The following is a 16,090-nucleotide window of genomic DNA, read 5'->3' as shown; positions in this document are numbered from 1 at the left end:
ATGAGCTATCAAAACATTTTAGAAGAGATTGAAGACCATATTCTAACCATCACCATAAACAGGCCCAAAAAGCTGAATGCCCTCAACCGGGAGACCATACAGGAGCTACACGAGGCTTTTAAGGCAGCTAAGACAAATGATGAGGTTAAAGTCGTGATCATAACCGGAAGCGGTGAAAAGGCTTTCGTGGCCGGCGCAGATATAAGTGAATTTGCAGATTATTCACCTAAAGAAGGAAAAAGACTTGCGGCAGATGGTCAGGAAAAACTATTTAACTACGTGGCAAATTTTCCCAAGCCGGTAATTGCAGCGGTTAATGGATTTGCTCTTGGTGGTGGCCTGGAACTAGCCATGGCAGCGCACTTCAGGATTGCCAGTGATAATGCAAAAATGGGTCTTCCGGAAGTTTCTCTTGGAGTAATCCCGGGGTATGGAGGTACACAACGGCTTCCGCAGTTAGTGGGTAAAGGACGAGCGATGGAAATGATCATGACCGCAGGGATGATCGATGCCAACCAGGCTCTGCAATATAACCTGGTAAATCATGTGGTGGAGTTGGACGATCTGCATGATTTCGTTGCGAAAATTGCCGGGAAGATCATGAAAAATTCAACGGTAGCGGTTTCTGAAGCGATCAGGGCGATAAATGCAAATTATGAAGACGGCGTTAACGGTTTCGAGGTAGAAATTAATGCCTTTGGACGTTCCTTTGGAACCGACGATTTCAAAGAAGGTACTTCTGCATTTCTTAATAAGCGAAAGGCAGATTTCCCGGGTAAATAAGGCTTCACTTTTTTCAGGGTCTTTGCTTTCTAAAGCAGGTAAGCTTAAACCCCGAATTTCGGGATAGGCAGGCAAAAATTTAAAAAGACCAGTACTCAGAGAGTTCTGGTCTTTTCTTTTCTCAGCACTTTGGATAAAATCCTTTTATTGGGAAATATTCCATATTTTTGTCTTTATGTCGAATGAGGAATATATTAAAGGAAGGGGCGCACAAAAAAATGTGTCTAATCGGTTTGATGAGCACAGGCATGAAATCAGGGCTGATTTTCTAAATTATTGTGCTACAGAGGGAGAAGAACCAGAAAACCACCGGACCACAATGATAGAGACTTTTCCGAAAAGCATTATTAACAAAGTAACCAGCCCCGATGTGGGCATGGATTTTTCCCTGAATCCTTACCAGGGTTGTGAGCATGGTTGTATCTATTGCTATGCCCGGAATTCGCATGAATTCTGGGGTTATAGTGCTGGTCTGGATTTTGAAAAAAAGATCCTTGTTAAGAGAAATGCAGTAGAGCTTTTAGAGAAGAAATTGAAAAGCAGGTCCTGGAAAGCCTTACCAATAATACTTTCTGGAAATACAGATTGCTACCAGCCAGTTGAGAAAGAATTAAAAATAACCCGGGCCCTTTTACAAACCTTTCTAAAATACAGGCATCCCGTTGGCATGATCACAAAAAATGCCCTTATCCAGAGAGATATGGATATTCTCAGGGAACTGGCTGCAGATAATCTGGTGCATGTGAATATTTCTATTACTTCCCTGAAAGAAGAGACCAGGAGGATCCTGGAGCCCAGGACAGCGACGATTAAAAAAAGACTGGAAACAGTGGAAAAACTGGCTTCGGCTAATATTCCTGTTAGCGTGATGATGGCGCCCATTATTCCTTCCATAAATAATCACGAGATATTGGCATTGGTGAAGGAAGTTGCAGATCGGGGCGCATTGGGGGTTGGCTACACCATTGTAAGATTAAATGGTTCAATTGGAGGGATCTTTTCAGACTGGATCAAAAAAGCCATGCCAGATCGTGCAGAACGCGTCCTCCACCAAATTGAAAATATCCACGGTGGTAGTTTGAACGATAGCAGGTTTGGAACCAGGATGAAAGGTGAAGGGCAGTTTGCAGATCAGGTGCGGCAACAGTTTAAACTAGCTAAGAGATTATACCTGAAAGACAGGAAAAAGCCTCAGTTAAATTGTAAACTGCACGAAGAGTACAAAGATGGACAGATGAAACTTTTTTGATTTTAGTTTTTTCTGATATTTCAGTAACTTAAAAACAAAAAATTATGCCCGAGTTACCAGAGGTGGCCTATCAAAAAATCTATTTAGAATCCACCAGTTTGCACCAGCAAATAGTAAATGTAGAAACGGGAGCAGATAAAATATTCCAGTCTCCAAAGAAAGATTTTGTAGATACCCTTTCTGGCAACGAGTTGATATCAAGCTCCCAGATAGGTAAATATCTGTTGGTGGAATTGAAAAAGAAAGGTTTTCTGGTAATCCATTTCGGGATGACCGGCAAACTGGATTATTTTAAACACGATGAAACGCATAAACATGCACAGTTAACTCTCACTTTTGATAATGGAGGTAAACTGTCTTTTATCTGTCCCCGTAAATTTGGAAAACTGTTTCTAACAGAAAGTATGTCGGCTTTTAAGCATCAACAGAATTTAGGTCCGCATGCTACCGGACTTAAAAAAGGCGATTTCCATAAATTATTCGAAAAGAAGAAAGGGAATGTGAAAACCGCCCTGATAGATCAGTCATTTATAGCAGGGCTGGGTAATTTATATGTTGATGAAATGTTGTTCCAAAGCGGCATTCATCCCAAAACAAAATCAGAAAATCTGGATAAAAAAGACCTGCACAACATGTATAAAAACATGGTTAATATATTGGATACGGTCACTAAATGTAAAACTGAGGGCGTTCCGGTTCCAGATTCATATTTACGAACGCATAGAACTGAAGGAGAAAGCTGCCCTAATGGAAAGGGGAAAATTGAAATGATAAAAATAGGAGGTAGAAGCACCTATTTTTGTCCTGAATGCCAGGAAATCAAATAAGATTATCGCCTTCCATTCCATTCATTGAAAAACTGATCCAGAAAACCTACCATATAAGCATGTCTGTCTGCTGCGATCCTCCTGCCGGTTTCGGTATTCATTCTGTCCTTCAGGAGCAATAATTTTTCGTAGAAATGATTGATAGTTGGAGCATTAGAAGCTTTGTATTCTTCTTTGGTCATTTTTAGGTTGGGTTCAATTTCAGGATCATAAAGCGCTCTTCCCTTAAAACCACCATAATTGAAACACCTGGCAATTCCTATGGCGCCTATAGCATCGAGCCTGTCTGCGTCCTGTACAATGTCAAGCTCTGTAGATGTAAATTCCTGGTCCTCATTCCCACCTTTAAAAGAGATATTTTCGATGATTTTAATTACATGACTTATAATCTCTGCTGAAGCTCCCTGAGATCTTAAAAAATCTGATGCTACTTTTGGTCCTACCGTTTCGTCACCGTTATGGAATTTAGAATCTGCTATATCATGAAGCAATGCGCCCAATTCCACGATTTCAAGATTTGATTCTTCACCTTCGGCGATCAACCTCGAATTATTAAAGACCCGTTCAATATGAAACCAGTCGTGACCTCCTTCGGCTCCTTCGAGAGTATTTTTTACAAACGCGATCGTATTTTCAACAAGCTTACTATTGGGCATAAAAATATTCTTATTTAATATCTGCAATTATGGTACGTTCTATCCTGGCGATAAGATTTTCTGCATCCATGGAATTAACCTCTATAGGTTCATGAACTTTAAGCTGTACGTTCACGCCCAGGTCTATCGGGAAATTACCGTGTTTGAAAAGTTTCCACGAGTTGTTAATGGTAACAGGAACAACGAGGGCATCAGGAATTTTCTTGAACAGCATGAGCAATCCGTTTCTGCGGAATTCTTTAGGAGCACCGGTTCTGCTGCGGGTTCCTTCCGGGAAAATAACTGCAGATCTCTTCGTTTCTCTAAGATAATCACCGAATTCACTCATTTTCACCAGGGATTCCCGGCGATTTTTACGGTCTATCAAAACCGATCCACCATGCCTTAAATTGAAAGAGATACTTGGAATTCCCTTTCCCAGTTCTTTCTTACTCACAAATTTGGGGTGGTGTTTTCTAAAATACCAGATTATTGGTGGAATATCATACATTCCCTGGTGGTTGGAAACGAAAATAATAGTTCTGTCTGTAGGAAGATCATGGCCATTATCTATGGTAAAGGTAGTTCCGAGAATATTCAGACATTTCAATAGAAAGAAATTGAAGATGTCGACACTTTTTTTATGAGCCTGGTAACCTCCTAATTTAAGACAGATCCACTGGATGGGGTGGAAAATGAACATGCTCAGGAAAAAGAAAAAATAGAAAACAACCGATAAGGGGTAGGATAAAATTTTTTTCATCTTAATTTAAAAATACAAAAATAAGTATTTCAGGTTATCAGGAATAAAAAAACCACGCAGGATGCGTGGTTTCATGTGCTAAAATAAAAAGTATTAGCAAAATTCGTTATAAGCTCCAATCAGGTTCTCTGCGATCATTTCTGCAGGGCGACCTTCAATGTGGTGACGCTCTAACATATGAACCAACTCACCATCTTTGAACAATGCCATAGAAGGAGAAGATGGAGGGAATGGCACCATCATATCTCTTGCTTTTTCAGTAGCTTCTTTATCAACTCCTGCAAATACGGTTACCAGGTTATCTGGCTTCTTAGCGTTCTGTAGAGATATTCTGGCTCCGGGACGTGCATTGGCTGCAGCACATCCACAAACAGAGTTCACAACTACTAAAGTTGTTCCTTCTAGTTTCATTGCTTTTTCCACATCTTCTACAGTATGTAATTCTTGAAATCCAATGTTAGTAAGATCTTCTCTCATTGGTTTAACTAAATCTGCTGGATACATATATAATTTCTTTTTTATTAAACTTTATTGAAGCACAAAGATACCAAATTAAGTTCAGCTTGCGTATCTCAAATTACTATGTGCGAATAGGTTCAATTTATCGCATCGAATAAGAACGGAGCAGCTTAGATTGCTATTTAAATATTGAAAATGTTATCTTTGCGCTTTAAGAAAATTGCCCAATGATCAAATGGCTTGCCGCAGTTCTGGGATATATGTACTTCAGGTTTCCCGGTGCTATTCTAGGATTTATTTTAGGTTCTTTACTGGATAACTATATCCGGTCTACGGGTGGTATCTTCAATTCGATGGTCGGGGGGCAGAAGCAAAGTGTTTCGCCCGGTGATTTTGAATTGAATTTGTTGTCGCTAAGTTCGATCGTTATCAAGGCAGATGGCAATGTATCCCAGCAGGAACTGGATTATGTAAGGTCTTATTTTATCCAGGCCTATGGAAAAGAGCGTGCGAATGCAACCTTTCGCACTTTTAATGAGGTGGTGAAAAACAGGCAGGTTTCTGCTTCCAATATTGCGAGATATCTTGCTGCACGAACCAAATATCCTACCAGGTTACAAATTATTCATTTTCTCTTCGGAATCGCCAAAGCAGACGGGCATGTAAGTGAAGCTGAAGCACAGGTGATCCAGGAAATTGCGGGTTATCTCCAGATAGGGAGACGGGACTTTGAGAGTATTAAAGCCATGTTCTTCAAAAATACAGACTCTGCCTATACTATCCTGGAAATAGATAAATCTGCTACAGATTCTGAAGTGAAAAAGGCATACCGAAAAATGGCCAAAAAGTACCATCCCGATAAATTAGGTCATATGGATGAAGCTTACCGCAAAGGTGCACAGGAGAAATTTACCAAGGTACAGGAAGCATACGAACAGATCCAGGAAGAAAGAGGCCTTTAAGTTACCCTGGAAGATCTATGTTATTTCCTTAAAAAGAGTACGGGGTTCGGTTTGTCCACTGCTGAATAAAGATCCCGGGTAGGGCCAGAATCGAGATCAACATATTAGTGAACAATAATTGAACACCCGTACTGATAGAGTAGGAAAGTTCGTTATGATTTGCAGATCTTCACCAGTAGTCCATATAAGCTTCAAACAGAGGTGTGATCTGGATTATTAAAACGCCATAGATCTAATAACAAAATCAACAGCTTAATTTTTTATTGGAAAGGGTTTATATAGAAATAGCCGTAAAAACCGGTGAACCCTTACAATTTAATTAGTTTGATTGCAGTATGTCAAGCAGTTGGTCTGTATTGAGGAATTGAAAATATCTTGCCTTAGCTTCAAAATTTTCATCCAAAATGACCATTGCCGGTAATGAAAATGGCCTGTTTTTTCTTCTCGCCATCAATAGAGCGATTTGATGCACGGGATTTCTGCGATTCAATCTTTCATTAACAAAGATCTGGTTACCAAACCTGATGGTATCGGCACTTTCAACATTCATTTTTACTGCGTAATAATCTTCATTGAGAATTTTGGATATAGCCGGAGCAGGGAAAACCTCCTTATCCATTTTCCTGCAGGGCATGCACCAGTCGGCATAAAAGTCTATAAAAACTTTCTTAGGCTTATTCTGGATGGAATCATACAATTGCTCAAAAGTGATCCAGTTAACCCCACTGGTCTGCTTTTGAGCATTTAAATTGAATGCACAAAGACAGGTAATACAAATTATATGTAAAACTTTTAGTTTCACTACAATGAATCAATTTTTAATCCCACAAAAATAGAACGGGGAACCCCCGGCCCGTATACATAATTACTATCTCGATTTTTCCCGGTATCAAAATCATCCTGGTAAGCATTGCCAAGGTTCTTAATTCCACCAAATATACCCAGGGTCGAGTTTATAGATTTTAACGGAATATCATATCCCAGCCTCAGGCTGATTTCTGCAAATGAAGGGGTAACATCATATTCATCGATATCCTGTCCCGTATTTTCTCCCGCGAAGTGAACTATATCCATCTCGTCGGTATAAACAAAATTGGCGGTGGCGCTGAATCTTTTATTTGGCGTAAAAGTAAGAGTGGCATAACCATAGTCATTCGGGGTCCTTAGAAATTCCCGTCTGGATTCCAGGCCGGCGATGTTTTCCACCGGTTCATCAAAATTACTTGATTGCAGGGTAAATCCTGCTTCCAGTTCAAAAAGGTAATCGAAGTTTGCCCTCGTTTCAAGGGTAAACCCTTTTACCGTGGCACCTTCTCCATTTCTCTTTTCGAATCTTTCCCCAAAATCATCTTCACCCAGCGGGGATAAAAAGAAGGCATCATCCAGGGTGGTGTAGAATCCTTCTACGGTGTATCCCCAAATAAAGTGCTCTGTAGCCCGGTCATAATTTATCGAGGCGGTGTAACTGTTCGATCTCTCTTCAATTAGATTATCTGCCAGGGAAATTCTTGAGATTCCACCTCCAGCAAAAGCGATGTGTAAGTCGGTATCAAAAGCCTGCGGTGCCCTGAACCCCGTTCCCCATCCCAAACGGAATTGGGTGGTTTCTTTCAGTTTATAAAGCAGTGAAAGCCGTGGGCTTACGATCGCATGATCTACAAGGTTATGTTTATCAACCCGAAAACCGGAAAGAAAATTCAGGTTGTTAGAAATATCCCAGTCATTTTGAAAAAAGATCCCAAGATTACGGGTTGTCTGGTCTATAAGGTAGTTGTAGGCTTCAATCTCGTCATAGACATCGTCATAGACATATTCCAATCCCCCGGTCATAACAGAACTACCACCTAGAAAATTATCGATCCTGTGATTGTATTGTACACCTCCCTGGTGGGTGGTAACTTCAGAAGTTCCGTAAGGTGGATTGGCGAAAAATTCGCTTTTTTCTTCTTCGTCATCAGGAATAATTCCGGTATAGTGATCCCGCTTTGTGGTTTGACCGCCATAATAGAAAATGAGAGAGCTTTTGTCCTCATTAAAATTGACCTGGTAATCCAGGCTACCCATCAGCACGTTATGGGTTCGCTCTTCACTTTGTTTTGAAAGATAAGCAGGACCGGTAACCATTTCTCCGCCATACCTGTATTCATAAAGGCTGCTCAGACTCAGATTTATTTTTGAATCTTCTGTAGGTATGTAGAAAGCATTTACACCAAATGAATTATCCTCCAGTTCCGGTAATTCAGAGAAATTATCTCCATTAGCATCGTAAAGGCCCCGGGTTCTATGGCTCACGAAGAAATTTGCTCCAGATTTATAGTCTTTTGAAACGACGGTGGCATTTCCTCCAAAGATATTCTGATCTGTTTGTCCATCTATATTTTCATAAGTATAGGAGAGGCCGTAGCTGTTTTGCTTCGGAATCTTGGTGATGACATTCACCGTTCCTCCAATAGCACTGGAACCATATAATGCAGAGACACCTCCCCGAACAACTTCAATCCTTTCAATCATGTTCACCGGGATCTGTTCAAGACCATATAAACCTGTTAACGGACTGAAAATTGGTCTGCCGTTGATAATTATTTGCGAATAACCACCCTGTAGGCCGTTCATTCTTAACTGCGTGTAATTACAGGTCTGGCAATCTGTTTCTACTCTAAGTCCCGGTTGGAATCTTAAACCCTGGGAAAGGTCTGTTGCCGTAACCTGTTCCAGAGTTTCACTATTAATGAGGTTTACAATTACGGGAGAATCTGTCCTTCTTTTTGAAGTTCTGGTTCCGGTCACTACTATTTCATCCAGCGATGAAGGATTAGGCTCCATAAAGATATTAAGTTGTTTCCTTTCATTTTTAGTCAGGTTCAACTGTCTTTTTACCGTGCGATAACCCTGGAACTGAATTATTAAGGTAGGCTCGCCTGCCGGTACCTTTATTTCATAATTTCCGTCTATATCTACGTCCACACCAGTGTCGGTATTTTTAAGGTAGATGCTGGCGAAAGCTACAGGTCCTTCTTCAGAAGTTACCCGTCCAAAGACAGTAGCTTCCTGTGATTGAGCCGTAAAGGTGACTAAAATTATAAGTAAGGATAAATATCTCATTCAATTTTTTTACAAAGGTATAAAATAAATTTAGTCTCATCTAAAAAATTGATTTATCAAATTTAAAAATGTATTTTTGGGCCAATAAAACAGGATTTATGTTCAGTTTATCTGAAGAAAATTATTTGAAAGCCATTTTCCACCTTGAGAATTCTTACAAGGGAGGGGTGAGTACCAATGCCCTGGCTGAAGAAATGCAGACCAAGGCTTCTTCAGTAACAGACATGATCAAGCGGCTATCAGACAAGGACCTCGTGAATTATAAAAAATACCAGGGTGTAAAACTAAGTTCTGCCGGGAAAAGTGCGGCTATTGAAGTAATAAGGAAACACCGTTTATGGGAAGTCTTCCTGGTGGAAAAACTTGGGTTTAATTGGGATGAGGTTCATGAAGTCGCAGAGCAACTAGAACATATCAAGTCTGAAAAACTCACCAACGAACTCGATAAATTCCTGGAGTTCCCAAAAAGGGATCCTCACGGCGATCCTATTCCAGATGCACAGGGAAATTTTTCTGTGGCTAACCGGGCTCTTTTATCTGATCTTGAGGAACAGCAAACCGGTATTTGCGTTGGTGTAAAGGATTCTTCAACAGAGTTTTTACAATACCTGGATAAGAATCAGATTTCTCTTGGCAAAGAGATCAGGGTCCTGGAAAAAGAAGAATTCGATCAGTCAATGTTAATAGAAATGGATGGAAATGAGTTGATGATCTCCAATTTGATTTCGGCTAACCTATTTATAAAAACGACATAAGAAATGGATTATATTATAAACTATTTTGAAACACTGGACCCGGTATTTGCGGCGTTCATCGCTACGCTATTTACCTGGGGACTTACGGCTTTAGGTGCTTCACTGGTATTTCTGTTTAAGGGAATGAACCGGGCTTTTTTTGACGGAATGCTTGGATTTACCGGCGGTGTGATGGTGGCAGCCAGTTTCTGGAGTCTTCTTGCGCCGGGAATTGAAATGAGCCCGGGAGAAGGTTTTGTGAAAGTGATCCCGGCACTGGTTGGGTTTGGATTAGGCGCTTTATTCATTTTTGGATTGGATAAAGTATTGCCTCACCTTCATGTAAATTTTAAAATGAGTGAATCTGAAGGAATCAAAACTCCCTGGCATAAATCTGTATTACTTACCCTGGCAATAACCATGCATAACATTCCTGAAGGCCTGGCCGTAGGTGTATTATTTGGAGGAGTTGCGGCAGGTTTTGAAGGAGCAAGTATCGGTGGAGCTGTAGCCCTGGCAATAGGGATAGGCCTGCAAAATTTCCCCGAAGGTTTTGCGGTCGCTATGCCCTTAAGAAGACAGGGTCTAAGTCGCTGGAAAAGTTTTAACTACGGGCAAATGTCGGCAATTGTGGAGCCGGTTGCAGCAGTTTTAGGCGCATGGGCTGTTCTTACCTTTCAACCAATTTTGCCTTATGCGTTATGTTTTGCTGCCGGGGCTATGATCTTTGTGGTAGTGGAAGAGGTGGTGCCGGAAGCTCAGCAAGGTAACTTTACCGATATTTCCACCATGGGATTCATAGGTGGGTTTATGGTGATGATGACCCTGGATGTGGGTCTGGGTTAATTTCTGCAACTTTTATATTAGCGGGTCGTCTTTAAAATAAAGATTCTTATGAAAATATCTGTATTCCTGATATTGTGCTACTCCGCTATTACGTTTTTTCAGCAACCGGTTCAGAATGAATATAAAGTCACGGAAGCTACATTATGTTTAGGCGATCAATTGCCTTTAAATGGTAGTAAGCAGATCGTTTTTAAAAAAGTGATTTCAGATTCCAGATGTCCCATTGAGGTTACTTGTGTCTGGGCAGGAGAAGTAAAGGTGCTGCTCGAGTTCTATGAAGACGGAAAGCGAAAAGGAGAAAAAATTGTAACGGTTGCCGGGGTTGATATTTCAGAAGTTTTCGGGGTTGAAAATCTCCTGATTCAAGGCCTTAAAGTTGAACCTTATCCCAGCATCAAATCGAAAACTTCGGACGACGAATACAGGCTGTGGATGAAAATTTCAGAAGAGAATAATTAGACCTTAATCACTGCACCCGCAATCTGATACACCGCAGGAACCCTCTTTTTTCTTTCTTCCCAGGAAAGATGGTTTCCACACGAATTTGGTGATCATATATCCCAACGCGAATAAGAAAGTTATAAAGACCAGTATTTCCTGTAAAAGTTCCATATAATTTAAGTCGTTTAACATTCTATTCCTTACTACTTAAGGATCTGGAAGGCTATTAGTGCCACTACATAAGCAAAAACACTCATAACTACCAGTTGCAATAATGGCCATTTCCAGGTATTCGTTTCCCTTTTTACTATGGCCAGTGTACTCATACATTGCATAGCAAAAGCATAAAATAACAGCAGGCTGATTCCGCTGGCGAAAGTGAACAGAGGACCTCCGAGTATCGGGTTGGTTTCTGCGGCCATTCTGTTTTTAATGGTTTCCTCCTCATCGCTTCCTACACTGTAAATAGTCGCTAAAGTACCAACAAAGACCTCTCTCGCTGCGAAGGAGCTAATGATTGCAATCCCGATCTTCCAGTCATAACCTAATGGGGCTACCGCTGGTTCGATCCCTTTTCCCATGATCCCGATATAGGAATTCTTCAATTTATAAGAAGCGATCTCCTCATCGATCTCACTTTGAGAAATATTACTTTCTGTAGTGTATTGCGATGTGACAATTTCTTCGGCATTCTCAAAATCTTCACCGGGACCGTAGCTGGCAAGCACCCACAGAATAACTGAAATTGCCAGGATAATTTTACCTGCGCCAAAAACAAAAGATTTTGTTTTTTCAACAACGTTGATCGTAACGTTCTTGAGCATAGGTAGTTTATAGTTGGGCATTTCGATAACGAAATAGCTTTTACTTTTCGTTTTCATGATCTTGTTCAGGATCCAGGCTGAAAATATAGCCATCCCGAAACCAAGTAAATAAAGGATCATAAGGGTAATTCCCTGTAAATTAAGTCCTAAAAAGGTACGGTCTGGGATCACCAAAGCTATAATGATAAGATACACAGGTAATCTGGCCGAACAGGTGGTGAAGGGTACCACAAGGATGGTGATAAGCCGTTCTTTCCAGTTTTCAATATTCCTGGTTGCCATTACTGCCGGGATAGCGCAGGCGGTACCTGATACCAGCGGTACCACACTCTTCCCGCTTAACCCGAAGCGGCGCATGATCCGGTCCATCAAAAATACAACCCGGCTCATATAACCCGATTCTTCCAGAATCGATATGAACAGGAATAAAAAGGCGATCTGAGGAATAAAAATTACTATTCCTCCCAGTCCCGGGACGATACCTTCAGCGATAAGATCGGTAAAAGATCCATTGGGCAGGTTATTCTTGGTCCATTCACTTAACGAGGCGAAGGCTGCATCGATCATATCCATGGGGTAGCTGGACCAGCTGTAAATAGCCTGAAAGATCAATAATAAAATTCCGAAGAAGATAAAATAACCCCAGAATTTATGGGTTAAGGTGCGGTCCAGTCTTGATCTTAGATCTGTAGCGGCATTTTTATCAACCTTCATGGCTTCTTTTAAAACACCATTGATAAATTGATATCTTAATATGGTCTCTTTCTGCTGAAGCCTTTTAAGATCGCTTACAGATTTCGTACTGAAATCTGAGTTTTTCTTTAATTCGCCACGATCTATATTCCCGAAATTGACATCCTGGGTAATTACCAGCCATAATTTGTAAATAGATTGGTTTGGAAATGCCTTTCTCAGATTACCAAAATATTCAGGATCCATGACCGATGCGTTCACACAGGGTTCTACTGAAATATGCCTGTAGTTAAGGATGAGTTCCTTTAGATAGTCGATGCCCATTCTCTTACGGGCACTAATAAGGGCAATTTTGGTTTTTAATCGTTCTTCAAGAAGTTCAACGTCCAGCGTAATTCCTTTACGTTCCATCCGGTCTGCCATATTAATGGCCAGAATCGTGGGGATTCCAAGGTCTTTTATCTGGGTAAAAAGAAGCAGGTTCCGTTTAAGATTTTCAACATCGCTCACCACTACAGCTACATCCGGAAAATCCTTGTCGTTTTTATTCAGGAGAAGTTCAATTACCACATTCTCGTCAAAAGAGGAAGCATTAAGACTATAAGTACCCGGAAGGTCAAGAATATGGGCCTTTAATCCCCGGGGAAGTTTACAGATGCCTTCTTTCTTTTCAACTGTGATACCGGGATAATTACCAACCTTTTGATTAAGGCCTGTTAACTGATTAAAAACGGAAGTCTTGCCGGTGTTGGGATTACCAATTAAAGCAACATTAATTTGCTTACCCATATTAACCTATTAATTCAATTTCTATTAAAAGAGCGGTTTCTTTTCTTATGGCCAGATGACTGCCGTTGATGTTTAAATACATTGGATCCTGAAATGGTGCCGTTTGCACAAGTTCCACTTCATTACCGGGAAGACAACCCATTTCCAGAAGCTTTAATGGCAGCATTTCTGCAGAGAATGTTTTAATTATTCCCCGCTGACCCCTCTTTAAATTAGCTACCGTCACCTTCACCTTTTATTTAGATTGATTTTAAACAAGGCAAAAGTAATGGAATTTAGAGCAATACAAAAGTTAAACGGGAATTTATTAGCGATACTCTGCCTTCAGCACTTTCAGGTCATGCATCAGGTTTTCAATGGCCTCAGGATCTGTCCCGTCGTAGAATCCCCTAATTTGCCGGTTCTTATCTACAAGGACAAAATTTTCTGTGTGGATCATATCATATTTACCGCCATCACCGTTGGATTTAGAGGCCAGGTAAGATTTGCGGGCAAGATCATAGATCTCTTTCTTGTCGCCGGTCACCAGGTTCCACTTTTCATCTAACACCCCTTTTTCCAGGGCATACTTTTTTAAGACAGGAACACTATCTGCAACAGGGAATACGGTATGCGAAAGCAAAAGTATCTCATCATCATTTTTGATTTCTTCCTGTATTTTTATCATATGATCTGTCATGATCGGGCAGATAGTTAGGCAGGTGGTGAAGAAAAAATCTGCTATATAGATCTTGTCTTTATAATATTCTTCAGTAATGGTATCCCCGTTTTGATTAATCAATTCAAAATCTGCGATCCTATGATATTTGCGTACATACTGCATCGTGGAATCCACCAGCTCTGCATTCACCATATCCGGCTGATATACAGGAAGACGTTCCACAGGTTTAAGTAAAGTGTAAATACAGAAAATTATAATTACCGAGATGATAAAGAAAACTATGGCAAAGGTTTTGTATCTGGCAAAAAACTTGAGCATAAGTTTAATTTTTTGCAAAGTTATGGCCTGTGGTTCAAATAGTCGAATTCTATCGGTGAATTTTTACTATGGTGACATATCACATGAAACTTAAACTTTTGTAGGAGCTTATAAAAACTTACTTTTGTGCGATTTTAAATTTGAAGAAACTAGATGGATCCATTTTTAGTAAAAGCCATACAATTAATACTAAGCCTGTCCTTTTTGATCGTTCTGCATGAACTTGGTCATTTTGTACCGGCCAAACTTTTTAAGACCAGGGTTGAGAAATTCTTCCTGTTCTTCGATGTTAAATTTGCCTTATTTAAGAAGAAAATAGGAGGTACGGTCTATGGTATAGGCTGGCTGCCCCTTGGTGGTTATGTGAAGATCGCCGGGATGATAGATGAGAGCATGGATAAGGAGCAGATGGCTCTTCCTCCAAAGGAGTGGGAATTTAGAAGTAAACCGGCCTGGCAGCGTCTTATTATTATGCTTGGCGGGGTTACGGTAAACCTGGTTCTGGGATTTCTTATTTACATGATGATCATGTTCGTATGGGGGAAACCTTATATAGACCCTGCAGATCTTCCCAATGGTTATGCTGTTGCTGAAAATTTCAAGCAATTTGGGTTTGAAGACGGGGACAAGGTTTTAAGAATGAATGGGAAAGATGTTGAGAGTTACAATGACGTTAATAAATATCTTTTTCTAAGAGATGTAGAAAATATTACGGTAGAGCACCAGGATGGTTCTGTAGAAACCATCGAAATTCCTGAAGATATAGGAAGCCAGATGTTCCAGGAAGGGATAATGCAGCCTTTTATACCAATTAATTATCCGGTTCTCGACACCGTTCTTGAAAATAAGTCTGCCGCATTGGCCGGGCTAAAAAAAGGAGATAGCATCATATCTCTGAATAACATTGAAATAGGTTACTGGCACGAGATTGCCCCGGTTTCCAATGAGAATAAAGGAGAAGAGATAGAGGTTATATTCAGGAGAGACGGCGAATTGCAAAGTGTAATGGTGACCCCAGATGAAGATGGGAAACTGGGAATTGGTCCTAAGACCGGTTTGGAGGTACAGACCAAAGAATTTAGTCTGGTAGAAAGTATTAGTGCCGGATTCGATTACGGTTACTGGACTCTTCATGATTATATTGCTCAATTCAAATATGTATTTACCCAGAAAGGAGCTTCCCAGTTAGGTGGTTTTGGTGCTATTGGAGGTCTGTTTCCTGATACCTGGAATTGGTATGGGTTCTGGAACACCACAGCTTTATTATCCATCATTCTTGCTTTTATGAATATACTGCCAATTCCTGCCCTTGATGGCGGCCATGTTATGTTCTTATTATATGAAATGGTAACCGGTAGAAAACCTAATGATAAATTTATGGAGATCGCACAGATGGTAGGTTTCTTTTTATTGATTGCGCTGGTACTTTACGCAAACGGGAATGATATTTACCGCTGGTTATTTGAATAAAATTCAATTCTAATAATATTTAAAAGCAGTCATTAATGGGCTGCTTTTTTTATTAAGGCAATCCGGAACTTAAATAATTTATATATTCATTAAGGTTGGAGGTATCTAAAATATTGACAATCCGATAGATTCAAAAAACTTAAAAAATTCTTCGAAAAAAATCGAAAAAATCTTTTGACAGCATTTAAAATTTGATTTATATTTGCAACCGCTTTGAGAGCAAAACATTCCTCCTTAGCTCAGTTGGTTAGAGCATCTGACTGTTAATCAGAGGGTCCTTGGTTCGAGCCCAAGAGGAGGAGCTACAAAGTGAAAAGCTTGGTGTTTACACCGGGCTTTTTTTATGGGTTTTATTTTGGGCGAGAAGTTTATCCTGAGCGAGGAACGAGTCGAAGGGAGCCCAAGAGGAGGAGCTACAAAGTGAAAAGCCTGGTGTTTACACCGGGCTTTTTTTATGGGTTTTATTTTGGGCGAGAAGTTTATCCTGAGCGAGGAACGAGTCGAAGGGAGCCCAAGAGGAGGAGCTACAAAGTG

Annotated in this window: 17 protein-coding genes and 1 tRNA gene; 9 read left to right on the top strand and 9 right to left on the bottom strand. The window is 40.4% G+C overall.

Going from position 1 to position 16,090, the window contains the following annotated elements; translation table 11 throughout:
* From FGM01_RS05285 to FGM01_RS05275, 3 genes are all read left to right on the top strand, one after another.
* Complete coding sequence (locus tag FGM01_RS05285) at positions 1–783, top strand: enoyl-CoA hydratase/isomerase family protein (protein ID WP_143410074.1); 783 nt, start codon at positions 1–3, stop codon at positions 781–783.
* Between the two features lie 175 nt (positions 784–958).
* A complete protein-coding gene (locus FGM01_RS05280; RefSeq protein ID WP_143410073.1) occupies positions 959–2,032 on the top strand; it encodes a PA0069 family radical SAM protein in 1,074 nt (357 codons plus the stop codon).
* Positions 2,033–2,076: 44 nt separating this feature from the next.
* Complete coding sequence (locus FGM01_RS05275) at positions 2,077–2,859, top strand: Fpg/Nei family DNA glycosylase (RefSeq protein ID WP_143410072.1); 783 nt, start codon at positions 2,077–2,079, stop codon at positions 2,857–2,859.
* A 2-nt stretch (positions 2,860–2,861) separates the two neighbouring features.
* On the opposite strand, the gene FGM01_RS05270 is transcribed toward FGM01_RS05275, so the two are convergent.
* The 3 genes from FGM01_RS05270 to FGM01_RS05260 all read right to left on the bottom strand — a co-directional run bounded on the left by FGM01_RS05270 (position 2,862) and on the right by FGM01_RS05260 (position 4,761).
* The gene (locus FGM01_RS05270) at positions 2,862–3,515 is read right to left on the bottom strand and encodes an HD domain-containing protein (RefSeq protein ID WP_143410071.1); all 654 of its coding nucleotides are present in this window, start codon (positions 3,513–3,515) and stop codon (positions 2,862–2,864) included.
* Positions 3,516–3,525: 10 nt separating this feature from the next.
* The gene (locus FGM01_RS05265; RefSeq protein WP_143410070.1) at positions 3,526–4,257 is read right to left on the bottom strand and encodes a lysophospholipid acyltransferase family protein; all 732 of its coding nucleotides are present in this window, start codon (positions 4,255–4,257) and stop codon (positions 3,526–3,528) included.
* Positions 4,258–4,350: 93 nt separating this feature from the next.
* A complete protein-coding gene (locus FGM01_RS05260) occupies positions 4,351–4,761 on the bottom strand; it encodes a BrxA/BrxB family bacilliredoxin (protein ID WP_143410069.1) in 411 nt (136 codons plus the stop codon).
* A 182-nt stretch (positions 4,762–4,943) separates the two neighbouring features.
* Between FGM01_RS05260 and FGM01_RS05255 the strand changes: the two genes are divergently transcribed.
* Positions 4,944–5,678 carry a TerB family tellurite resistance protein gene (locus FGM01_RS05255; RefSeq protein WP_143410068.1) on the top strand — a complete coding sequence of 245 codons (735 nt, stop codon included), beginning with the start codon at positions 4,944–4,946 and terminating at the stop codon, positions 5,676–5,678.
* A 319-nt stretch (positions 5,679–5,997) separates the two neighbouring features.
* On the opposite strand, the gene FGM01_RS05250 is transcribed toward FGM01_RS05255, so the two are convergent.
* A complete protein-coding gene (locus tag FGM01_RS05250; RefSeq protein ID WP_243735762.1) occupies positions 5,998–6,480 on the bottom strand; it encodes a thioredoxin family protein in 483 nt (160 codons plus the stop codon).
* A complete protein-coding gene (locus FGM01_RS05245; RefSeq protein ID WP_143410067.1) occupies positions 6,480–8,780 on the bottom strand; it encodes a TonB-dependent receptor in 2,301 nt (766 codons plus the stop codon). The genes FGM01_RS05250 and FGM01_RS05245 overlap by 1 nt, the downstream gene beginning before the upstream one ends.
* A gap of 98 nt (positions 8,781–8,878) precedes the next feature.
* On the opposite strand from FGM01_RS05245, the gene FGM01_RS05240 reads away from it, so the two are divergent.
* From FGM01_RS05240 to FGM01_RS05230, 3 genes are read left to right on the top strand one after another with little or no spacing between them, the layout of a single operon-like run.
* The gene (locus FGM01_RS05240) at positions 8,879–9,535 is read left to right on the top strand and encodes a metal-dependent transcriptional regulator (protein WP_143410066.1); all 657 of its coding nucleotides are present in this window, start codon (positions 8,879–8,881) and stop codon (positions 9,533–9,535) included.
* A gap of 3 nt (positions 9,536–9,538) precedes the next feature.
* On the top strand, positions 9,539–10,360 hold the full coding sequence (locus FGM01_RS05235; RefSeq protein ID WP_143410065.1) for a ZIP family metal transporter: 822 nt from the start codon (positions 9,539–9,541) through the stop codon (positions 10,358–10,360).
* A gap of 48 nt (positions 10,361–10,408) precedes the next feature.
* The gene (locus FGM01_RS05230) at positions 10,409–10,819 is read left to right on the top strand and encodes a hypothetical protein (RefSeq protein WP_143410064.1); all 411 of its coding nucleotides are present in this window, start codon (positions 10,409–10,411) and stop codon (positions 10,817–10,819) included.
* A gap of 3 nt (positions 10,820–10,822) precedes the next feature.
* On the opposite strand, the gene FGM01_RS14520 is transcribed toward FGM01_RS05230, so the two are convergent.
* The 4 genes from FGM01_RS14520 to FGM01_RS05215 form a co-directional block, all read right to left on the bottom strand.
* On the bottom strand, positions 10,823–10,993 hold the full coding sequence (locus FGM01_RS14520) for a hypothetical protein (RefSeq protein WP_208012714.1): 171 nt from the start codon (positions 10,991–10,993) through the stop codon (positions 10,823–10,825).
* 11 nt (positions 10,994–11,004) lie between these two features.
* Positions 11,005–13,107, bottom strand: coding sequence for a ferrous iron transport protein B (feoB, locus tag FGM01_RS05225; RefSeq protein ID WP_143410063.1), 2,103 nt, complete (start codon positions 13,105–13,107; stop codon positions 11,005–11,007).
* 1 nt (position 13,108) lies between these two features.
* Positions 13,109–13,339: a FeoA family protein gene (locus tag FGM01_RS05220; RefSeq protein ID WP_143410062.1), complete on the bottom strand. Its 231-nt coding sequence runs from the start codon at positions 13,337–13,339 to the stop codon at positions 13,109–13,111.
* 75 nt (positions 13,340–13,414) lie between these two features.
* Positions 13,415–14,086: an SCO family protein gene (locus tag FGM01_RS05215; protein ID WP_143410061.1), complete on the bottom strand. Its 672-nt coding sequence runs from the start codon at positions 14,084–14,086 to the stop codon at positions 13,415–13,417.
* Between the two features lie 153 nt (positions 14,087–14,239).
* Here FGM01_RS05215 and rseP point away from each other — a divergent pair, with 153 nt between their 5' ends.
* Entirely contained in the window at positions 14,240–15,556 is a 1,317-nt protein-coding gene (gene rseP, locus FGM01_RS05210; protein WP_143410060.1) for an RIP metalloprotease RseP, read from the top strand.
* Positions 15,557–15,784: 228 nt separating this feature from the next.
* Positions 15,785–15,858, top strand: a tRNA-Asn gene (locus tag FGM01_RS05205).
* Positions 15,859–16,090: the final 232 nt, after the last annotated feature.

It is taken from the genome of Christiangramia sabulilitoris, from assembly GCF_007050985.1.
GTDB classification, from domain to species: domain Bacteria; phylum Bacteroidota; class Bacteroidia; order Flavobacteriales; family Flavobacteriaceae; genus Christiangramia; species Christiangramia sabulilitoris.
This window is presented reverse-complemented; position numbering and strand designations above follow the sequence as displayed.

What these genes read in the sequence shown, in the direction of transcription:
- FGM01_RS05285 (WP_143410074.1), top strand. Translation starts at nt 1, where the DNA reads ATGAGCTATCAAAACATTTTAGAAGAGATTGAAGACCATATTCTAACC.
- FGM01_RS05280 (WP_143410073.1), top strand. Translation starts at nt 959, where the DNA reads ATGTCGAATGAGGAATATATTAAAGGAAGGGGCGCACAAAAAAATGTG.
- FGM01_RS05275 (WP_143410072.1), top strand. Translation starts at nt 2,077, where the DNA reads ATGCCCGAGTTACCAGAGGTGGCCTATCAAAAAATCTATTTAGAATCC.
- FGM01_RS05270 (WP_143410071.1), bottom strand. Translation starts at nt 3,515, where the DNA reads ATGCCCAATAGTAAGCTTGTTGAAAATACGATCGCGTTTGTAAAAAAT.
- FGM01_RS05265 (WP_143410070.1), bottom strand. Translation starts at nt 4,257, where the DNA reads ATGAAAAAAATTTTATCCTACCCCTTATCGGTTGTTTTCTATTTTTTC.
- FGM01_RS05260 (WP_143410069.1), bottom strand. Translation starts at nt 4,761, where the DNA reads ATGTATCCAGCAGATTTAGTTAAACCAATGAGAGAAGATCTTACTAAC.
- FGM01_RS05255 (WP_143410068.1), top strand. Translation starts at nt 4,944, where the DNA reads ATGATCAAATGGCTTGCCGCAGTTCTGGGATATATGTACTTCAGGTTT.
- FGM01_RS05245 (WP_143410067.1), bottom strand. Translation starts at nt 8,780, where the DNA reads ATGAGATATTTATCCTTACTTATAATTTTAGTCACCTTTACGGCTCAA.
- FGM01_RS05240 (WP_143410066.1), top strand. Translation starts at nt 8,879, where the DNA reads ATGTTCAGTTTATCTGAAGAAAATTATTTGAAAGCCATTTTCCACCTT.
- FGM01_RS05235 (WP_143410065.1), top strand. Translation starts at nt 9,539, where the DNA reads ATGGATTATATTATAAACTATTTTGAAACACTGGACCCGGTATTTGCG.
- FGM01_RS05230 (WP_143410064.1), top strand. Translation starts at nt 10,409, where the DNA reads ATGAAAATATCTGTATTCCTGATATTGTGCTACTCCGCTATTACGTTT.
- FGM01_RS14520 (WP_208012714.1), bottom strand. Translation starts at nt 10,993, where the DNA reads ATGTTAAACGACTTAAATTATATGGAACTTTTACAGGAAATACTGGTC.
- feoB (WP_143410063.1), bottom strand. Translation starts at nt 13,107, where the DNA reads ATGGGTAAGCAAATTAATGTTGCTTTAATTGGTAATCCCAACACCGGC.
- FGM01_RS05215 (WP_143410061.1), bottom strand. Translation starts at nt 14,086, where the DNA reads ATGCTCAAGTTTTTTGCCAGATACAAAACCTTTGCCATAGTTTTCTTT.
- rseP (WP_143410060.1), top strand. Translation starts at nt 14,240, where the DNA reads ATGGATCCATTTTTAGTAAAAGCCATACAATTAATACTAAGCCTGTCC.